General features: G+C 64.4%; 16 protein-coding genes. 9 read left to right on the top strand and 7 right to left on the bottom strand.

Going from position 1 to position 17,534, the window contains the following annotated elements:
• Window positions 1–44: 44 nt before the first annotated feature.
• The 5 genes from P3C39_RS11705 (at window position 45) to P3C39_RS11685 (ending at window position 6,499) form a co-directional block, all read left to right on the top strand.
• Complete coding sequence (locus P3C39_RS11705; protein ID WP_027040179.1) at window positions 45–872, top strand: ferredoxin--NADP reductase; 828 nt, start codon at window positions 45–47, stop codon at window positions 870–872.
• A gap of 151 nt (window positions 873–1,023) precedes the next feature.
• The gene (deoC, locus tag P3C39_RS11700) at window positions 1,024–2,073 is read left to right on the top strand and encodes a deoxyribose-phosphate aldolase (RefSeq protein WP_024502140.1); all 1,050 of its coding nucleotides are present in this window, start codon (window positions 1,024–1,026) and stop codon (window positions 2,071–2,073) included.
• Between the two features lie 70 nt (window positions 2,074–2,143).
• Window positions 2,144–4,516: an aldehyde dehydrogenase family protein gene (locus P3C39_RS11695; protein ID WP_275953316.1), complete on the top strand. Its 2,373-nt coding sequence runs from the start codon at window positions 2,144–2,146 to the stop codon at window positions 4,514–4,516.
• 186 nt (window positions 4,517–4,702) lie between these two features.
• The gene (locus tag P3C39_RS11690) at window positions 4,703–5,434 is read left to right on the top strand and encodes an SDR family oxidoreductase (RefSeq protein WP_013528567.1); all 732 of its coding nucleotides are present in this window, start codon (window positions 4,703–4,705) and stop codon (window positions 5,432–5,434) included.
• A gap of 219 nt (window positions 5,435–5,653) precedes the next feature.
• Complete coding sequence (locus tag P3C39_RS11685; RefSeq protein ID WP_275953317.1) at window positions 5,654–6,499, top strand: fumarylacetoacetate hydrolase family protein; 846 nt, start codon at window positions 5,654–5,656, stop codon at window positions 6,497–6,499.
• A gap of 166 nt (window positions 6,500–6,665) precedes the next feature.
• Here the strand turns inward: P3C39_RS11685 and P3C39_RS11680 are convergent, their stop codons facing one another.
• The 7 genes from P3C39_RS11680 to P3C39_RS11650 form a co-directional block, all read right to left on the bottom strand.
• Complete coding sequence (locus P3C39_RS11680) at window positions 6,666–7,664, bottom strand: ABC transporter ATP-binding protein (RefSeq protein WP_275953318.1); 999 nt, start codon at window positions 7,662–7,664, stop codon at window positions 6,666–6,668.
• Window positions 7,665–7,679: 15 nt separating this feature from the next.
• Window positions 7,680–8,735, bottom strand: coding sequence for a Gfo/Idh/MocA family oxidoreductase (locus P3C39_RS11675; protein WP_275953319.1), 1,056 nt, complete (start codon window positions 8,733–8,735; stop codon window positions 7,680–7,682).
• 1 nt (window position 8,736) lies between these two features.
• A complete protein-coding gene (locus P3C39_RS11670; RefSeq protein WP_013528571.1) occupies window positions 8,737–9,204 on the bottom strand; it encodes a DUF4304 domain-containing protein in 468 nt (155 codons plus the stop codon).
• Complete coding sequence (locus P3C39_RS11665; protein WP_064992751.1) at window positions 9,201–10,040, bottom strand: carbohydrate ABC transporter permease; 840 nt, start codon at window positions 10,038–10,040, stop codon at window positions 9,201–9,203. The genes P3C39_RS11670 and P3C39_RS11665 overlap by 4 nt, the downstream gene beginning before the upstream one ends.
• Before the next feature lie 11 nt (window positions 10,041–10,051).
• Window positions 10,052–10,981, bottom strand: a complete 930-nt coding sequence (locus tag P3C39_RS11660) for a sugar ABC transporter permease (RefSeq protein WP_013528573.1) — start codon at window positions 10,979–10,981, stop codon at window positions 10,052–10,054.
• Between the two features lie 244 nt (window positions 10,982–11,225).
• The gene (locus P3C39_RS11655) at window positions 11,226–12,485 is read right to left on the bottom strand and encodes an ABC transporter substrate-binding protein (protein ID WP_013528574.1); all 1,260 of its coding nucleotides are present in this window, start codon (window positions 12,483–12,485) and stop codon (window positions 11,226–11,228) included.
• A 2-nt stretch (window positions 12,486–12,487) separates the two neighbouring features.
• On the bottom strand, window positions 12,488–13,447 hold the full coding sequence (locus tag P3C39_RS11650) for an N-acetylmuramic acid 6-phosphate etherase (protein ID WP_275953320.1): 960 nt from the start codon (window positions 13,445–13,447) through the stop codon (window positions 12,488–12,490).
• A gap of 199 nt (window positions 13,448–13,646) precedes the next feature.
• Between P3C39_RS11650 and P3C39_RS11645 the strand changes: the two genes are divergently transcribed.
• From P3C39_RS11645 to nagA, 4 genes are read left to right on the top strand one after another with little or no spacing between them, the layout of a single operon-like run.
• Window positions 13,647–14,528: an N-acetylglucosamine kinase gene (locus tag P3C39_RS11645; protein WP_127369172.1), complete on the top strand. Its 882-nt coding sequence runs from the start codon at window positions 13,647–13,649 to the stop codon at window positions 14,526–14,528.
• Window positions 14,525–15,307 carry a GntR family transcriptional regulator gene (locus P3C39_RS11640; protein ID WP_063169682.1) on the top strand — a complete coding sequence of 261 codons (783 nt, stop codon included), beginning with the start codon at window positions 14,525–14,527 and terminating at the stop codon, window positions 15,305–15,307. Before P3C39_RS11645 ends, P3C39_RS11640 begins: the two co-directional genes overlap by 4 nt.
• Window positions 15,308–15,324: 17 nt before the next feature.
• Window positions 15,325–16,359: an SIS domain-containing protein gene (locus P3C39_RS11635; RefSeq protein ID WP_024502148.1), complete on the top strand. Its 1,035-nt coding sequence runs from the start codon at window positions 15,325–15,327 to the stop codon at window positions 16,357–16,359.
• The gene (gene nagA / locus P3C39_RS11630; protein WP_013528579.1) at window positions 16,356–17,534 is read left to right on the top strand and encodes an N-acetylglucosamine-6-phosphate deacetylase; all 1,179 of its coding nucleotides are present in this window, start codon (window positions 16,356–16,358) and stop codon (window positions 17,532–17,534) included. Before P3C39_RS11635 ends, nagA begins: the two co-directional genes overlap by 4 nt.

Here is a 17,534-nt window from a genome sequence, read left to right as displayed (position 1 = left end):
GTTTGGCGCCCGCGTCCGTGAGCTGGGCCAGAAGGTTGGATTTGATGAACACCACATCCGCTCTCAACACCGTCGGCGCCCGACCGCTGCAGTTCCCGATTCCGGCCAATGTCTATGCCGAAACCGTGGTCTCGGTGAAGCACTACACCGACCGGCTGTTCTCGTTCCGCATCACCCGTCCGCAGTCGCTGCGCTTCCGCTCCGGCGAGTTCGTCATGATCGGCCTGCCCAATGCAGAGAAGCCGGTGTACCGCGCCTATTCGGTGGCGAGCCCGGCCTGGGACGAAGAGCTGGAATTCTTCTCGATCAAGGTGCCGGACGGCCCGCTGACTTCGGAGCTGCAGAAGATCCAGGTCGGCGACACCGTCATCATGCGCCAGAAGTCGACGGGCACGCTGGTGGTCGACGCATTGACGCCGGCCAAGCGGCTGTTCATGATCTCGACCGGCACCGGCATCGCGCCCTTCGCCAGCCTGCTGCGCGACCCCGACACCTACGAAAAATTCGATCAGCTGATCCTGACCCATACCTGCCGCGACAATGCGGAACTCACCTACGGCCAGGAGCTGGTCGCAGCACTTGAAAGCGACCCGCTGATCGGTGAACTGACCACTGGGCGCGTCACGCTCTACAATTCGACGACCCGCGAGGAATCGGCACGCATGGGCCGCATCACCGCGCTGATCGGCTCCGGCAAGTTCTACAGCGATCTCGGCATCGACAAGCTCAACCCGGAAACCGACCGGATCATGATCTGCGGCTCGATGCATATGCTGAAGGACGTCAAGGAACTGGCCGAAAGCCTCGGCTTCGAGGAAGGCTCGCTGAGCCATCCGGCGACTTTTGTCGTCGAGCGCGCCTTCGTCGGCTGAGCCGCACCAACATCTCGAGTCTACGCTTTTGACCGCACGGTCAAAAATTGCTGCTTTCGCCGCCTTTTTCGGTTATGACCGCCCGCAGGACTCGTGAAGTACGGCTTCACGGGCTATCTTCGGCACACGTCGCTGAATGAAAGGGCAGGAGATGAGCAGCACAATCCGCGAAGCCGATGTCGGCTCGTCCAAGGTGACGCCGCTGCCGGCGCGTGCCGCCGCCAATACAGCCGTCCCACCGGACCATCGCGTTGCGCGCAACCCCGGCATGAAGCTCGACCTTGGCTTCATGGAATCGGTGCGCAGCGTCAATCGCTCGGCGCTGGAACGGCGCGTCGCCAGCCTGACCAAGCGGCGCTCTATCAAGGCCGACAATCAGGCCGCCTGGCTGCTGCGCGCCGTCGCCTGCATGGATTTGACGACGCTGAATTCCAACGACACCGAGGAGCGCGTGCGCCGGCTTTGCGCCAAGGCGATCAATCCGTTCCGCCGCGACATTGTCGAGGGCCTCGGCATATCAGGTGAAACCATCCGCCCGGCCGCCGTCTGCGTCTACCACCCCTTCGTTGCCACCGCCGTCGATGCGGTGCGCGGCACTGGCATCCATGTCGCCGCCGTCTCCACCGCCTTTCCGCATGGCCTGGCGCCGCTGTCGACCCGTTTGCAGGAGATCGAGGCCTCGGTCCGTGACGGCGCCGACGAGATCGACGTCGTCATCCCGCGCGGCCTGGTGTTCGGCGCCAAGTGGCGGGAGCTTTACAATGAGATCGTCTCGATGCGCGCCGCCTGCGGTGATGCGCATCTGAAGGTCATCCTCGGCACCGGCGACCTCGCCACGCTGCGCAATGTCATGCTGGCCTCGATGGTGGCGATGATGGCGGGCGCCGATTTCATCAAGACCTCGACCGGCAAGGAAAGCGTCAACGCGACGCTGCCCGTCGGCCTCGCCATGGTGCGTGCCATCAGGGCCTATTTCGAGGAAACCGGCTATCTCATCGGCTTCAAGCCGGCCGGCGGCATTTCCACGGCCAAGGCCTCGCTCGACTGGCTGGTGCTGATGAAGGAAGAGCTCGGCCGGCCATGGCTGGAGCCGGACCTGTTCCGCTTCGGCGCGTCGAGCCTCTTGACCGACATCGAGCGCCAGCTCGAGCACCATCTGACCGGACATTATTCGGCCAATCATCGCCACGCGATGGCGTGAGCCTTTACCCCCACCCCGATCGGCTTTTGCCGATCGACCCTCCCAGGCGGGAGGGTGAAGGAGGCACCTGATGAACATTCTCGACCGCTACCACGCCATGGAGTACGGCCCGGCACCGGAGGCCCGCAACGAGGCCGACGCCTGGCTTGCCGCGCGCGATTTCGGCAAGGCGCTGTTCATCGGCGGCGACTGGAAAGCCGCTGCCGGCGGCAAGACCTTCGAGACCAGCGAGCCGTCTTCCGGCAAGCTGCTGGCCGAGGTCTCGGACGCCAATGCCGCCGATATCGACGCGGCGGTTGCGGCCGCCGCCAAGGCGCTGCCGAAGTGGTCGGCAGCCTCAGGCTATCAGCGTGCCAAAGTACTCTATGCCATCGGCCGCGCCATGCAGCGGCATCAGCGCCTGTTCGCGGTGCTTGAGACCATCGACAACGGCAAGCCGATCCGCGAAAGCCGCGATATCGACGTGCCGCTGGCGATCCGCCATTTCATCCACCATGCCGGCTGGGCGCAGGCGCTGGACAGGGATTTCCCCGGCCATAGGGGTGTCGGCGTCGTCGGCCAGATCATCCCGTGGAACTTTCCGCTGCTGATGCTGGCCTGGAAGATCGCGCCGGCGCTCGCCGCCGGCTGCACCGTGGTGCTGAAGCCGGCCGAGTTCACGCCGCTGACCGCTATCCTATTCGCCGAGATTTGCGAGCGTGCCGGCGTGCCGAAGGGCGTCGTCAACATCGTCCAGGGCGGCCCTGAGGCCGGCGTCGCCATCGTCAACCATCCCGGCGTCCAGAAGATCGCCTTTACCGGCTCTTCCGAGGTCGGCAAGATCATCCGCAAGGCCACCGCCGGCTCGGGCAAGAAACTGTCGCTGGAGCTCGGCGGCAAATCGGCTTTCATCGTCTTCGAGGATGCCGATCTCGACAGCGCCGTCGAAGGCCTGGTCGACGGCATCTGGTTCAACCAGGGCCAGGTCTGCTGCGCCGGTTCGCGACTCCTGGTGCAGGAAGGCATAGCCGACGCCCTGATCGCCAAGGTCAAGACGCGGATGAGCCGGCTGCGCGTCGGCAGCCCGCTCGACAAGAACACCGATATCGGCCCGCTGGTCGATCTGACCCAGCTCGAGCGCGTCAAGGGCCTGGTTGCCGAAGGCGCCAGACAGGGCGCTGTTTGCTGGCAGCCGGATGCCGGGCTGCCGTCCTCCGGCTACTACCATCTGCCGACGCTCGCCACAGGTGTTTCGCCGGCTAACATATTGGCGCAAGAAGAGGTGTTCGGCCCTGTTCTGGCGACCATGACCTTCCGCAACACCGAGGAAGCGATCGAGCTCGCCAACAACACGCGCTATGGCCTCGCCGCCTCGGTGTGGAGCGAGAATGTCAACCTTGCCCTGCACGTCGCGCCGCAATTGAAGGCCGGCGTGGTCTGGGTCAACGGCACCAACATGTTCGACGCCGCGTGTGGCTTCGGCGGCTACCGCGAGAGTGGTTTCGGTCGTGAGGGCGGGCGCGAGGGTATGTTCGAATATCTCACGGCAAAATTGCCGCTCGGCCCGGTCATCAAGCCGGCGACGATGTCGGCGCAACCGGTCGAGCAGGCCGACGGCGCGGCAATCGACCGTACGGCAAAGCTGTTCATCGGCGGCAAGCAGGTACGGCCGGACGGCAATTATTCGCTGGCTGTCGCCACCGCCAAGGGCAAGCTTGCCGGCGAAGTTGGGCTTGGTAGCCGCAAGGATATCCGCGATGCCGTCTCCGCCGCCCGCGGTGCCAAGGCCTGGCCGGAGGCGACCGCCTATAACAGGTCCCAGGTGCTCTATTATCTGGCCGAGAATCTTTCCGGCCGCGCCGGCGAGTTCGCCGCCCGTCTCACCGAATTGACCGGCGCTACGCCCAAGGCCGCGCGGGAAGAGGTAGAACAATCCATCGAGCGGCTGTTCCTCTATGCCGGTCTGGCTGACAAATTCGAGGGCCGCGTGCACCAACCGCCCGCGCGTGCCGTGACATTGGCGCTGCACGAGCCGGTCGGCGTCGTCGGCATCGTCGCGCCGGATGCCTCGCCGCTGCTCGGCCTGATCTCGCTGATTGCACCCGCACTCGCGATGGGCAACACCGTGGTCGCAGTGCCGTCGGAGCGCTACCCGCTGCTGGCGACCGATCTCTACCAGGTCATCGAATATTCCGACATTCCCTCAGGCGCCATCAACATCGTCACCGGTCGCAGCGCCGAACTCGCCGGCGTGCTGGCCAAGCATGACGATGTCGACGGGCTTTGGGTATTCGCCGATGCCGAGACCTGCGCCAAGGCGGAGGCCGCGTCCATCGGCAACCTCAAGCGCGTCTGGAGCGGCAATGGCCGCGGCATCGACTGGGCATCCGACCAAGCCGCCGGCGACGCCTTCCTGCGCCGCGCCGTCGAGGTCAAGAATGTCTGGGTGCCTTACGGCGATTGATGGCCTGCCGGTACTGTTCAGATCGTGTTCGGGCTTGACGCCCGGACAGATGTTCTTTAACGAGAAAAAACATCTTTATCAGTGAACGGTCAACGGCGCAGGCTGCACGATCACGCGTGACTGGCACATGACGCCTTGGCCAGCCGCAGGTAGACCCGGACTATCCCAGCGGACGAGGAGAACAGCATGGCGGATCTGGCAGGCAAGGTCGTTGTCGTCACGGCAGCGGCGCAAGGGATCGGCAAGGCGAGCGCACTGGCCTTCGCAAAAGCCGGCGCCATCGTCTACGCCACCGACATCAACGAGACGCTGCTGGCGGAACTCGCCAAGACGCCAGGGATCAAGACCCGCAAGCTGGACGTGCTCAACGACGAAGCCGTCAACGCCGCCTTTGCCGAGATCGGTGTCGTCGACGTGCTGTTCAATTGCGCCGGTTTCGTCCATTCGGGCTCGATCCTGGAGATGAAGGACGGCGACCTCGATTTCGCGCTGAACCTCAATGTGCGCGCCATGATCCGCACCAGCCGGGCCGTGCTGCCCGGCATGCTGGAACGTGGCGACGGATCGATCATCAACATGGCCTCGCTGGCCAGTTCCACCAAGGGCGTGCCCAACCGCTTCGTCTATGGCCTGACCAAGGCCGCGGTCATCGGCCTGACCAAGGCGATAGCCGCCGACTATGTCGGCAAGGGCATACGCTGCAACGCCATCTGCCCCGGCACGGTCGAGAGCCCGTCGCTGCAGGACCGCATGCACGCGCAAGGCGACTATGATGCCGCCCGCGCCGCCTTCATCGCCCGCCAGCCGATGGGCCGGCTCGGCACGCCGGAGGAAATCGCCGATCTGGCCGTCTACCTGGCCGGCGCCACGTACACGTCCGGGCAGGCCTACAATATCGACGGCGGCTGGTCGATCTGACTGCGGAAATCTTGCGTGGGCCGGACGATCTGGCCCGTTGCCGGCGTTCAACAGGGGATCGAACAGTCTGAAAATCCCGCGCGCCGGCTATCTTGTATGGCGATCGCGCTTGTCCGTAGTCAGGTCGATGGGTACGGTCCGCCGGTTCCTTGAAGGAGCAATCGCCTTGGCGGAAAGTTTGCAAAAGGCCACGAGGCCGCAATCAGGAGAAGGATTTAGATGAAACTGCTGCGCTATGGCGAGGTGGGAAGCGAACGTCCCGGCCTGCTCGATGCGGATGGAACGATCCGTGATCTCTCCGCTCACGTCACCGATATCGGCGGCAAGGCACTCGATCCGGCATCGTTGGCAGCACTCGCCAGGCTAGATCCGAAGTCGGTGCCGGCGGTTTCCGGCAGCCCGCGCCTCGGCGCCTGCGTTGCCGGCACGGGCAAGTTCATCTGTATCGGCCTGAACTATTCCGACCACGCCGCCGAGACCGGCGCCACCGTGCCGCCGGAGCCGATCATTTTCATGAAGGCAAGCTCGGCCATTGTCGGGCCGGACGACGACGTGCTGATCCCGCGCGGCTCGGAGAAGACCGACTGGGAAGTCGAGCTGGCCGTGGTCATCGGCAAAACCGCCAAATATGTCAGCGAAGCCGACGCGCTCGACTATGTCGCCGGCTATAGCGTCGCCCACGACGTCTCAGAGCGCGCCTTCCAGGCCGAGCGCCAGGGCCAGTGGACCAAGGGCAAGAGCTGCGACACCTTCGGCCCGACCGGCCCATGGCTGGTGACCAAGGACGAGGTGGCCGATCCGCAGAACCTCAAAATGTGGCTGACCGTCAACGGCAAGACGATGCAGAACGGCTCGACCAAGACCATGGTCTATGGCGTCAAGTATCTGGTGTCCTATCTCAGCCAGTTCATGTCGCTGCACCCCGGCGACATCATCTCCACCGGCACGCCGCCCGGCGTCGGGCTGGGCATGAAGCCGCCGGTGTTCTTGAAGGCCGGCGATGTGGTGGAGCTGGGCATTGAAGGCCTGGGGCAGCAGAAGCAGACGTTCAAGGCGGACGTTTAGGCAGTACATTTCGGGGTCAGCGCTGCCCCCTCATCCGGCCGCTTCGCGGCCACCTTCTCCCCGCTGGGGAGAAGAGACTGGCGTCGGCGCTGACAATCTCCTCTCCCCTCGGGGAGAGGTCAGCCGAGCGAAGCGGAGGCTGGGTGAGGGGGCTGCGCCGGCGTATCTACTTCAGCACCTTCCCATCCGCACCAAACCGATACGTCTTCGCCGGATCCGGCGTCGCATACAGCGTGGCACCCGGCTCGGCATCGTAAACACCAAAAATCCGCACGGTGATCAGCCCGGCCTTCTCGCAGTCGAGATAGAGGTTGGTGTCGGCGCCGAGATGCTCGGCGTGCACCACCGTTCCCTTCCAGGAGCCGGATTTCGGATCGACGGTCAGATGTTCCGGCCGCACGCCGATTGTCCTGGCGGTTTCGCCGAGACGGGCGCCGTCGACGAAATTCATCTTCGGCGAGCCGATGAAGCCGGCGACAAATTCATTTGCCGGCGAATTGTAGAGCTCCATCGGGCCACCGATCTGCTCGATTTTCCCTGCGTTCAGCACCACGATCTTGTCGGCCAGGGTCATCGCCTCGACCTGGTCGTGGGTGACGTAGATCATCGTTGCCTTCAGCCGGCGATGCAGCTGCGCGATCTCCAGCCTTGTGTTGACGCGCAGTGCCGCATCGAGGTTGGACAATGGCTCATCGAAGAGAAAAAGCTTGGGTTCGCGCACCACGGCGCGGCCGATGGCGACGCGCTGACGCTGGCCGCCGGAGAGTTCGGCCGGCCGCCTTTCGAGATAGGGCTCCAGCGACAGCATCGACGAGGCGATGCCGATGCGGCGCTCGATCTCGGCCGCCGGCGTGCCGGCCTGCTTGAGGCCAAGGCCCATATTGTTCTTCACCGTCAGATGCGGATAGAGCGCATACGTCTGGAACACCATGGCGATGCCGCGCTTGGCCGGCGGCGTGGCCGAGACGTCCGCGCCGTCGATGACGACGCGGCCCGAGGTCGAATCCTCCAGTCCGGCGATGACCCTGAGCAGGGTCGACTTGCCGCAACCGGAGGGGCCGACGAAGACAACGAACTCGCCGTCGTTCACTTCGAGGTTGATGCCCTTCAGCACCTCGACCGGCCCAAAGGCCTTCTTCACGTTCTCGATGTTCAGCGAGCCCACGGCTTCGTCCCTGTTCTAGAGTTTGACGGCGGCGCCACTGCGCACGCTCTCGTCGGCTGCAAGGCAGACGGCGAGCGATTTGACCGCGTCGTCCATATGTTTGGTGAGATCCAGATCCTCGCGGATCGCCTTCAGCACGAAGGCCTGTTCGAGGTCGCAGAGGTCCTGATGGCCGGGTTCGCCTGCCATCGACAGCATTTCGTCGGCCTTGAGAAACTTGCCGTCCGCGTCGGTCGCCGCATTGTGCAGGCGGATGGTCGAGGTCTTGGTGTGGGTGTCGATGTCATCGGACTTCACACCTTCCTTCATGACGATCGACACGCAGCCATTGGGCGAGATGACGTCCTTCACGAAGAAGGCGGTTTCCGAAATCATCGGCCCCCAGCCGGCCTCATACCAGCCGACCGAACCGTCATCGAACAGCACCTGCAAGTGGCCGTAATTGTACATCGAGGGCGCGACCTCGTCGGTCAGCCGCACGCCCATGCCGCGCACTTCCACGGGCTTCGCATCGGTGATCTGCAGCATGACGTCGAGATAGTGCACGCCGCAATCGACGATCGGCGAGGTCGTCTGCATCAACTGCTTGTGCGTCTCCCAGGTATGGCCCGAGGATTGCTGGTTGAGGTTCATGCGGAAGACGTAGGGGCCGCCGAGCTTGCGCGCTTCGGCGATGAGCCTGATCCAGGACGGGTGATGGCGCAGGATGTAGCCGATCACCAGCTTCCTGCCGTTGGCCTTGGCCGCCGCGACGACGCGCCTGGCATCGGCCACCGTCGTTGCCAGCGGCTTTTCGACGAAGACGTGGCAACCGGCCTCGAACGCCTTCACCGCATAGTCGGCATGGCTGTCGGAATAGGTGGCGATGCAGGCGACATCGGGCTTTTCGTCACGCAATGCCTCGTCGAAGGAGCGCCTGATGCCGTAACCCGACAGCCCGTCCGGCAGCGGCACGTCGGAGCGATTGATCAGCGCCGCGATCTGGAAACCTGGATTGGTATGGTAGGCCAGCGCATGGCTGCGGCCCATATTGCCGAGGCCGGCGACGACGACACGCAGGGGTTGGGCCATTTCAATTCGCCTTTTCTTGACTGCGGGCTGCGAGAGCCACCATCACCTGTGGCTCACATTCATCTGCGACCCGCAGGGCTGCTTCTTCGCTGTCACACCGGGACAAAAGTCGAAAGCCATAGGCATCAACTCCGTCCTTGATCAGTGAAAGCCTCTGATCATCAGGCAAGGGATGCTCAAGGTTGAGCGCCTGCTCGAACGCTTTCGACTGCTCGTCTTCCATCTGGGAATTGACGCGCCAACGAATGTGACAATTGTATTCCTTCGGCCGGCGCTCCGGCCCAAGCCGTGCAAACCAGACAGCAGCGTTGATATAGAATTGCGGACCCCAGGAAGACTTCTGAAGGTTCAGCACACAGATCGTCTCCGGCCACTCTCGGTAGAAATTTTTGGCGCGAACGCCCCGGAATCCATAGTGGCTCGCTGTCTCGACGAGGGCCTGTACGATAGCTTCTTCCCCGCCGCTCACTTCACCGCTCCGGAAGTAATGCCGCGGATCAACTGCCGCGAGAAGATGACGTAGAGGATAAGCACCGGCATGATCGCCAGCGACAGCGCCGCCAGGATGGCGTTCCAGTTGGTGACGAACTGGCCGAGGAAGAGCTGCGCGCCGAGCGTCACGGTCTTGGTGTCCTCCGACGGCGCCAGGATCAGCGGGAACCACAGATCGTTCCAGATCGGGATCATGGTGAAGACGGCGACGGTTGCCATCGACGGCCTGACCAGCGGCAGCACCAGGCGGAAGAAGATGGTGTATTCGGACAGGCCGTCGATGCGGCCGGCATTCTTCAGATCGTCGGACACCTGCTTCATGAACTCCGACAGGATGAACACGGCAAGCGGCAGGCCTTGCGCGGTGTAGACCAGGATCAGCGCCGTCAGCGTGTTGACCAGCCCGCTCGCCACCATCAATTGCAGGATGGCGACGGTGCCCAGCCGGATCGGGATCATGATGCCGAGCGCCAGATAGAGCCCCATCAGCGAATTGCCGCGGAAGCGGTATTCCGACAGCGCAAACGCTGCCATGGCGCCGAACAGGAGCACGAAGAACAGCGAGGCGACAGTGACGACGAGGCTGTTCTGGAAATAGTGGAAGAAGTCGCCCTGGCCGATGACGGTGGTGTAGCCGATCAGGTCGAAGGTCTTTGGCGTCGGCGGCGTCAGCGGCGCGCCGAAGATGCCGGCGCGGGATTTGAACGAGTTCATGATCACCAGGATCACCGGAAACAGCGCGATCACCGTGTAGGTCAACAGAATCGCATGGGCGCCGATGGTGCGGGGCACGGAACGGGTGGCGGTGCTCATCTCTCGGCCCCTCAGAACTGGTAGCGACGCAGGCGCGTCTGGACGAGGAAGAGGTAGACGCAGACGCCGCCGAGGATGATCAGGAACATCATCGTGGCGATCGCCGCGCCCATATTGGGGTCGCCGACCTGCAGCTGGAAGCCGAAGAAGGCGCGGTAGAGGAAAGTGCCGAGAATATCGGTCGAATAGTTCGGCCCGGCGAGCGCGCCTTGCGCGGTGTAGATCAGGTCGAAGGCGTTGAAATTGCCGACGAAGGTGAGGATCGAGATGATGCCGATCGACGGCAGGATCAGCGGCAGCTTGATCTTCCAGAACTGCGCCAGGCCGGTGATGCCATCGCATTCGGCGGCCTCGATCACCTCTTCGGGGATCGACAGCAGGGCGGCGTAAATCAGCATCATCGGGATGCCGACGAACTGCCACACCGAAATCAGGCTGAGTGCGGTGAGCGCATATTGTTCCTTGCCGAGCCATGGCGTGAACAGGCTTTTCAGGCCGACGAGATCCATCAGATGCGGCGCTACGCCCCACAACGGGGACAGGATCAGCTTCCAGGCGAAACCGACGATGACGAAGGACAGGATGGTCGGCACGAAGATCGCCGTGCGGTAGAAGGCCGCGAACCTCAGTCTCGGGCTGGACAGAAGCGCGGCCAGCATAACGCCGATCGGGTTCTGCACCAGCATGTGGATGATAAAGAACCAGGTGTTGTTCCTCAGCGCGTTCCAGAAACCCACCGACCAGTTGGGATCGCCGAACAGCATGCGGAAGTTTTCCAGCCCGACGAAGACCTGGTGCTGCTCGATGTTGCGGAACAGCGAGAGCTGCAGCGTGCCGGCGAGCGGCAGGATCATGATTGCCGTGTAGACGAGCACCGCCGGCGCCAGGAAGACGCCTATATGCCAGCGGAAAGGTCTTTTCGGTCTGATATCTGCGGCCATGAGTTCGGTCCCCGCCGTCTCTCGGTTCCAAAGGGTATCGATCTAGATGATGCCTCGATGCACGGCCCGACCATTCCTGCCGATGCGGCAGGAACAAAGGCCTGCGACTGATCAGCTAGCCTTCCCCGAAGAGAGGGTAAGGCCGGGAGGCGGTGCCGACAATCGCAATCTGAATAGGCGCACTTTGAATGAGGTAGTCCGGAACCGGCCAGGCGTGCGCCGGCCGGTTCCATTACCTGAGCTCTTACTTGGCCGGATGGTACCAGCTGTCGAGGCCGGTCTGCAGCTTCTTGGCCGCCGCTTCCGGCGTATCGGTGCCGTTGATGACGTTGGCCGATTCAACCCAGGTCTCGTTCTCGAGGTTCGGCGTGCCGCGCGACAGGATCTGGTAGGTCGAGCGGATCGTCGACTTGCACTTGCCGCGCCAGGAGACGAATTCCTGCGCCAGCGGGTCTTCCATCTTCACCGGCGAGGAGTTCAGGCTGAAGAAGCCCGGCAGTGCGTTGGCGTAGATGGTGGCGAAATCCGGCGAGGCGACCCAGGACAGGAAGGTCTTGGCCGCATCGGCGTTCTTCGAAGCCGCATTCAGGCCCATGCCGATATCGGTATGGTCGGAGATGTAGCAGGTGTCACCGGCCTTCTCGACCGGCGGCGGGAAGGCGCCCATCTTGAACTGCGCCTGGGTGTTGAACAGGCCGATCTCCCACGAGCCGGCCGGGTAGATGGCGGCGCGGCCGAGCGTAAACAGGTTCTGGCTGTCCGGATAGGTCTGCGCCTCGAAGCCATCGCCGAGATAAGGCTTCCACTTGGCCAGTTCCTCATACGGCGCGACCCAGTCCTTGTCGGTCAGCTTCTGATCGCCCTTGATCAGTGCTGCGCGGCCATCTTCGCCCTTCCAGTAGTTGGGGCCGATGTTCTGGTAGCCCATGGTCGCGGCTTCCCAGAGATCCTTGGTGCCCATCGCCATCGGGATGTAGGTGCCGTCGGCCTTGATCTTGTCGAGCGCGGCGAAGAACTCGTCGCGGGTCTCCGGCACCTTGATGCCGAGCTTGTCAAAGGCGTCCTTGTTGTAGATGAAGCCGTGGATGACCGAAGCCATCGGCACGCAGAAGCTCGCCTTGCCGTCGTCGGTCTGCCAGGCGGACTTGGCCACCGGCGAAAAGTTCTCCATGCCGGGCAGCGCCGAGAGATCGGCAAGGTTGCCCTTCTTGAACAGCTCAAGCGACTTGTCGAACGGGCGGCAGGTGATCAGGTCGCCCGCCGAGCCGGCGGCGAGCTTGGCGCCGAGCGCGGCGTCATATTCGGTCGGAGCCGACGGTGCGAACACGACCTTGATGCCCGGGTTCTTGGCTTCGAAAGCCGGGATCAGCTTGTCCTTCCAGATGGCAAGGTCGTCGCCGCGCCAGCTTTCGATGTTGAGCGTTACGTCGTCGGCGTGAGCCAACCCGGCCGAGCCGAGAATGCTGGTGCCCAAAAGCAGTGCCGTCAGTAGTTTCGTTGTCATGCTCAGTCTCCCTGTTGACCTTTTTCAGGTTCGGTTTTGATGAGAACAGAGGCTTTTGAGCCCTTGCTCCCCTCTATAGCGGAAAGGGCCGGCCGCAACTTCTGGCCGGCCTCTTCCAGTATCTTCTGCGCCGCGTCAGTGCTGTCGGCGCCGGCGGCGAGCAGAATGGCGGTCTTGACCGCGCCGCCGCTCTTTTCGAGCAGGCGGGCCGCTTCGTCCGTGCCGCGGCCGCTGACGGCGGCGACGATGCGCGCCGCGCGGTCGCGCAGCTTGATGTTGTCGGCCATGAGATTGACCATGTAGCCGTCATGCACATGGCCGAGATGGATGGCGGTCAGCGTCGACAGCATGTTGAGCGCGATCTTCTGGGCAGTGCCGGCGCCCATGCGCGTGGAGCCGGCGATCAGTTCCGGCGGCGTTTCGAGCAGGATGGCGGCTTGTGCCTGGCGCAGCAGCGCAGAGTCCCTGTTGTTGGCGATGCCGATGGTGGCAGCGCCGCGGCGGGCAGCCTCCTCGATGGCCCGCACGGCATAGGGCGTCGTGCCGCTGGCGGAAATGGCGATCAGGCAGTCGCCCTTGCCGAGGCTGGCCTCGGCGACCGCTGCCGCGGCTTCCTCGGTATCGTCTTCCGGCCCGCCGGCCAGCGTGCGGAAAGCGTCGTCGCCGCCGGCGATGAGGATGGCGATGCGGTCGCGGTGAATGCCGAAGGTGCCCGGCAGCTCCAGCGCATCGGCCAGTGCCATCAGGCCTGAGCTGCCGGCCGCGGCGTAGGCAAGCTTGCCGCCGCCCTTCAGCCTGCCGGCGATGATCTCGGCGGCCCTGGCGATGGATGGAATGGCATGGCGCACCACCTTGGCGGCTTCGATCTGCGCATCGGCCAAATAGGAAAGGATGGCGTCCGGAGGCTGGATATCCAGCCCCTCGGCATTTTTGTGAAGCGCTTCGGTGCGCGTTTCGGCCATCCCGGTTCCTCCAATACCAGAACAATACCAAAAAAATACCACTTGTCCACACGCATTAACGAATTCGCGGGCTGGAAATCGCTGAGCGGCCGAAATACGCAGATTTTTCAATAAAATACGGCTTAAACTTTTTGAAACGGAAATTAACCCTTGGCTATTGGTATTTTATTGGTATTATCCGCCCGGAGGAGAAATCAACGTGAATTTCGTGCTCGGAATCGATGGCGGCGGCACCAGCTGCAGGGCCGCCCTGGCAACGGCGGACGGCACGGTGATCGGCCGCGCCAAAAGCGGCGCCGCCAACATCCGCACCGACCTGACCGGCGCTCGCTCGAACATCGTCGAGGCCGCCAGGCAGGCGTTCCTCGTCGCCGGGCAGGATCCGGAACTGATCCCGCGAACGCCCGCAATTCTCGGCCTTGCCGGCGCCAATGTCGGCACCTACCGGCAGCAGCTCGAGGCGATCCTGCCATTCAGCATCAGCCAAGTCGAGACCGACGCCGAAATCGCGCTGGAAGGCGCTGTCGGCGCCGGTGACGGCGCCATGGCGATCCTCGGCACCGGCACCGCCTATATGGCGCGCAGACAAGGCAAATCGCGCGCCATCGGCGGCTGGGGCTTCCAGGTTGGCGACCAGGGCAGCGGCGCCCGTATCGGCCGCGACCTGCTCGAACAGACACTGCTTGCCTATGACGGCGTCCGCGCGGGCTCGCCGCTGACGCAGAGCATGCTGGCCGTCTTCCGCAACAACCCGGAGGATGTCGTCGAATTCACCACCAATGCCAAGCCCGGCGATTTCGGCGGCTTCGCACCCAAGGTGTTCGAACACGCCGAGAAGGGCGACAGCGTCGCCAACTGGATCCTCGACAAGGTAGTTGCCGATGTCGAAGCCTCGCTCGGCGCGCTCGATCTCGCCGACGACGCGCCGCTGTGCCTCCTGGGCGGGCTGGCGCCGCTCTACGCGCCGCGCCTGTCTGCCCGCTACCGGGCGCTGCTGAAGCCGCCGCTCGACGACGCGCTGGGCGGCGCGGTGCAGATGGCGGTTCGCCTCCTTGCCGGACACGCGGAGGCAACTCGATGAGCGAGGCCGCCGACCAGATCTTCGCCACGCTGAAACATCAGGCGCAAAGCGGCGCGCCGCTTTATCTGCAGTTGCGCAAGAGCATCGAGGACGCGGTCAATCGCGGCCTGATCGGGCCGGGCGACGCGCTGCCCTCCGAGCGCGACATCGCCACCAAGGCCGATATTTCGCGGGTCACCGTGCGCAAGGCGGTGCAGGACCTGGTCAAGGGCGGCATCCTGGTGCAGCGCCACGGCTCCGGCACCTTCGTGGCGCCGCGCATGGAGCGTGTCGAACAGTCGCTGTCGCGGCTGACCTCGTTTACCGAGGACATGGCGCGGCGCGGCATGGTGGTGCGTTCGGCATGGCTCGACCGCGGCCTTTACGCACCTTCGCCCGACGAAATGATGGTGCTCGGCCTGTCGTCGAACGAACTGGTGGCGCGCGTGGCGCGCCTGCGCATTGCCAACGACACGCCGCTGGCGATCGAGCGGGCCTCGCTGTCGGCCAGCGTGTTGCCCGACCCGGCCGACATAGGCTCCTCGCTCTATGCCGCGCTGGAATTGACCGGCAATCGGCCGGTGCGGGCGGTGCAGCGCATTTCCGCCGCCAATCTCGGCGACAGCGACGCGCGCCTGCTCGAGGTGCCGCCAGGCATTGCCGGCCTGCACATCGAACGTATTTCCTATCTGGCGAGCGGCAAGGTGATCGAATTCACCCGCTCTATCTACCGGGGCGACGCCTATGATTTCGTCGCCGAACTGCGGCTGACAGGGCCGAGCGAAGAGGGCCGACCATGAGCACGACAGAGCCGACCATGTCGACAGAGATGACCCATATGCGGCGCGAGATCGAGGAGGTCCCGCAGGCCGTCGCCCGCCTGCTCGACGGCTCCGGCGCCGTGCTGACCGAAGCCGGGCGCGGCATCCGGGAACGCGACCCGCAGTTCGTCGTCACCGTGGCGCGCGGCTCGTCCGACCATGCCGCCACCTTCATGAAATACGCCGTCGAGCTGACCGCGGGCCTGGCCGTCGCATCGGTCGGGCCGTCGATCGCCTCGATCTATGGCCGCAAGCTCAGGCTCGCCGGCTCGGCCTGCCTGGCGATCTCGCAATCGGGCAAGAGCCCCGACATCGTCGCCATGGCCGAAACCGCGCGGGCGGGAGGCGCGCTGACCGTCGCCATCACCAACACCGCCGATTCGCCGCTGGCGCGTGCCTCGGACTATGCGATCGACATCCTGGCCGGCCCCGAGCGCAGCGTCGCGGCCACCAAGACCTTCATCAATTCGGCCGTCGCCGGCCTCGCTCTGATGGCGCATGCCACCGGCGACGATGCGCTGCTGGCGGCGCTTGCCCGCCTGCCGGAGCATTTCGGCAAGGCGATCGCCTGCGACTGGATGAGCGTGCTCTCTGAGACGATCGAGAAGCAGAAGTCGTTGTTCATCCTCGGCCGCGGACCGTCGGCGGCGATGGCCAATGAGGCTGCGCTGAAATTCAAGGAGACCTGCGGCATGCATGCGGAAGCCTACAGCGCCGCCGAGGTCATGCACGGCCCGCTGGCGCTGGTCGGCCCCGATTTTCCGGTGCTGGCGCTGGCCGCGCGCGACGCGTCCGAACCGTCGATTGCCGAGGCCGCCGACAGCCTGGCGGCCAAGGGCGCGCCGGTGTTCGTCACCTCGGCACTTGCCCAACGCGCCGTGCGCCTGCCGCATGTCGCCACAGGCCATCCACTGACCGATCCGCTGACGCTGATCGTCTCCTTCTACATGTTCGTCGAGGCGTTTGCCCGCCATCGCGGTCTCGACCCGGACACGCCGCGCAATCTTCGCAAGGTGACGGAGACCGTATGAGCAATCGCTTTGCCCTGACTGGCGCCCGGATTTTCGACGGCGACGATTGGCATGAAGGCCACGCGCTGGTCGTGCGCGACGGTCTCGTCGAGGCCATTTTGCCCACGGGCGCCGTCCCCTCGGACATCGCCCTCGTCGACGCCGGTGACGGCCTGCTGGTGCCGGGTTTCGTGGACCTGCAGGTCAATGGCGGCGGCGGCGTCATGCTCAACGACCATCCCGATGTCGCTTCCATCGAGACCATCTGCCGCGCGCACGCGCCCTTCGGCACGACGGCGCTGCTGCCGACGCTGATCACCGACACGCCTGCAATCACGGCCGCCGCTGTCGCCGCCGGCGAGGCGGCGGCGCGCCAGAAGGTGCCTGGGTTTCTCGGGCTGCATCTCGAAGGCCCGCATTTGTCGGTCGCCCGCAAGGGCGCGCATGATCCGGCGCTGATCCGGCCGATGACGGATGCCGACCAGGCGATGCTGATCGCGGCTCGGCAAAAGCTGCCGGTGCTGCTGACCACCATCGCGCCCGAATCCGTCGAGCCGGCTCGCGTCGCGGCGCTGACTAAGGCCGGCGTCATCGTCAGCCTTGGCCATTCCGACACCGGCTACGCCACCGCCAGCGCCTTTGCCGCGGCGGGCGCCTCGATGGTTACCCACCTGTTCAATGCGATGAGCCAGATCGGCAATCGCGAGCCTGGCCTGGCTGGCGCCGCCATCGACATCGGCACCTTGTCGGCCGGTCTCATCGCCGACGGCATCCATGTCGATCCGGCCACCATCAAGATCGCACTGCGCGCCAAGCAGGGGCCGGCCAGGATCGTTCTGGTCACCGACGCCATGGCGACAATCGGCACCGACATGACGTCGTTCACGCTCAACGGCCGTACCATCTATCGCAGGCATGGCAGCCTGCGGCTCGGCGACGGAACGCTGGCGGGCGCCGATCTCGACATGATCTCGGCCATTCGTTTCACCCACCGCGTCATCGGGGTCGAGCTTTCCGAGGCCTTGCGCATGGCTTCGCTCTATCCGGCGCAAGCAATCGGCCAGTCGCACCGGCTTGGCCGATTCGCCAACGGCACGGCTGCGGATATTGTCGCGCTGTCGGACGATCTCGACCCGAAGGGCGTCTGGATCGGCGGCGAAAAGGTTTTTGGAGCCGGCTACGGCACTGCGCATTGA

The organism is Mesorhizobium sp. XAP4 (assembly GCF_029269325.1).
Taxonomy (GTDB): domain Bacteria; phylum Pseudomonadota; class Alphaproteobacteria; order Rhizobiales; family Rhizobiaceae; genus Mesorhizobium; species Mesorhizobium ciceri.
The sequence above is the reverse complement of the archived record's forward strand: the minus strand, read 5'-3'. Positions and strand labels throughout refer to the sequence as shown.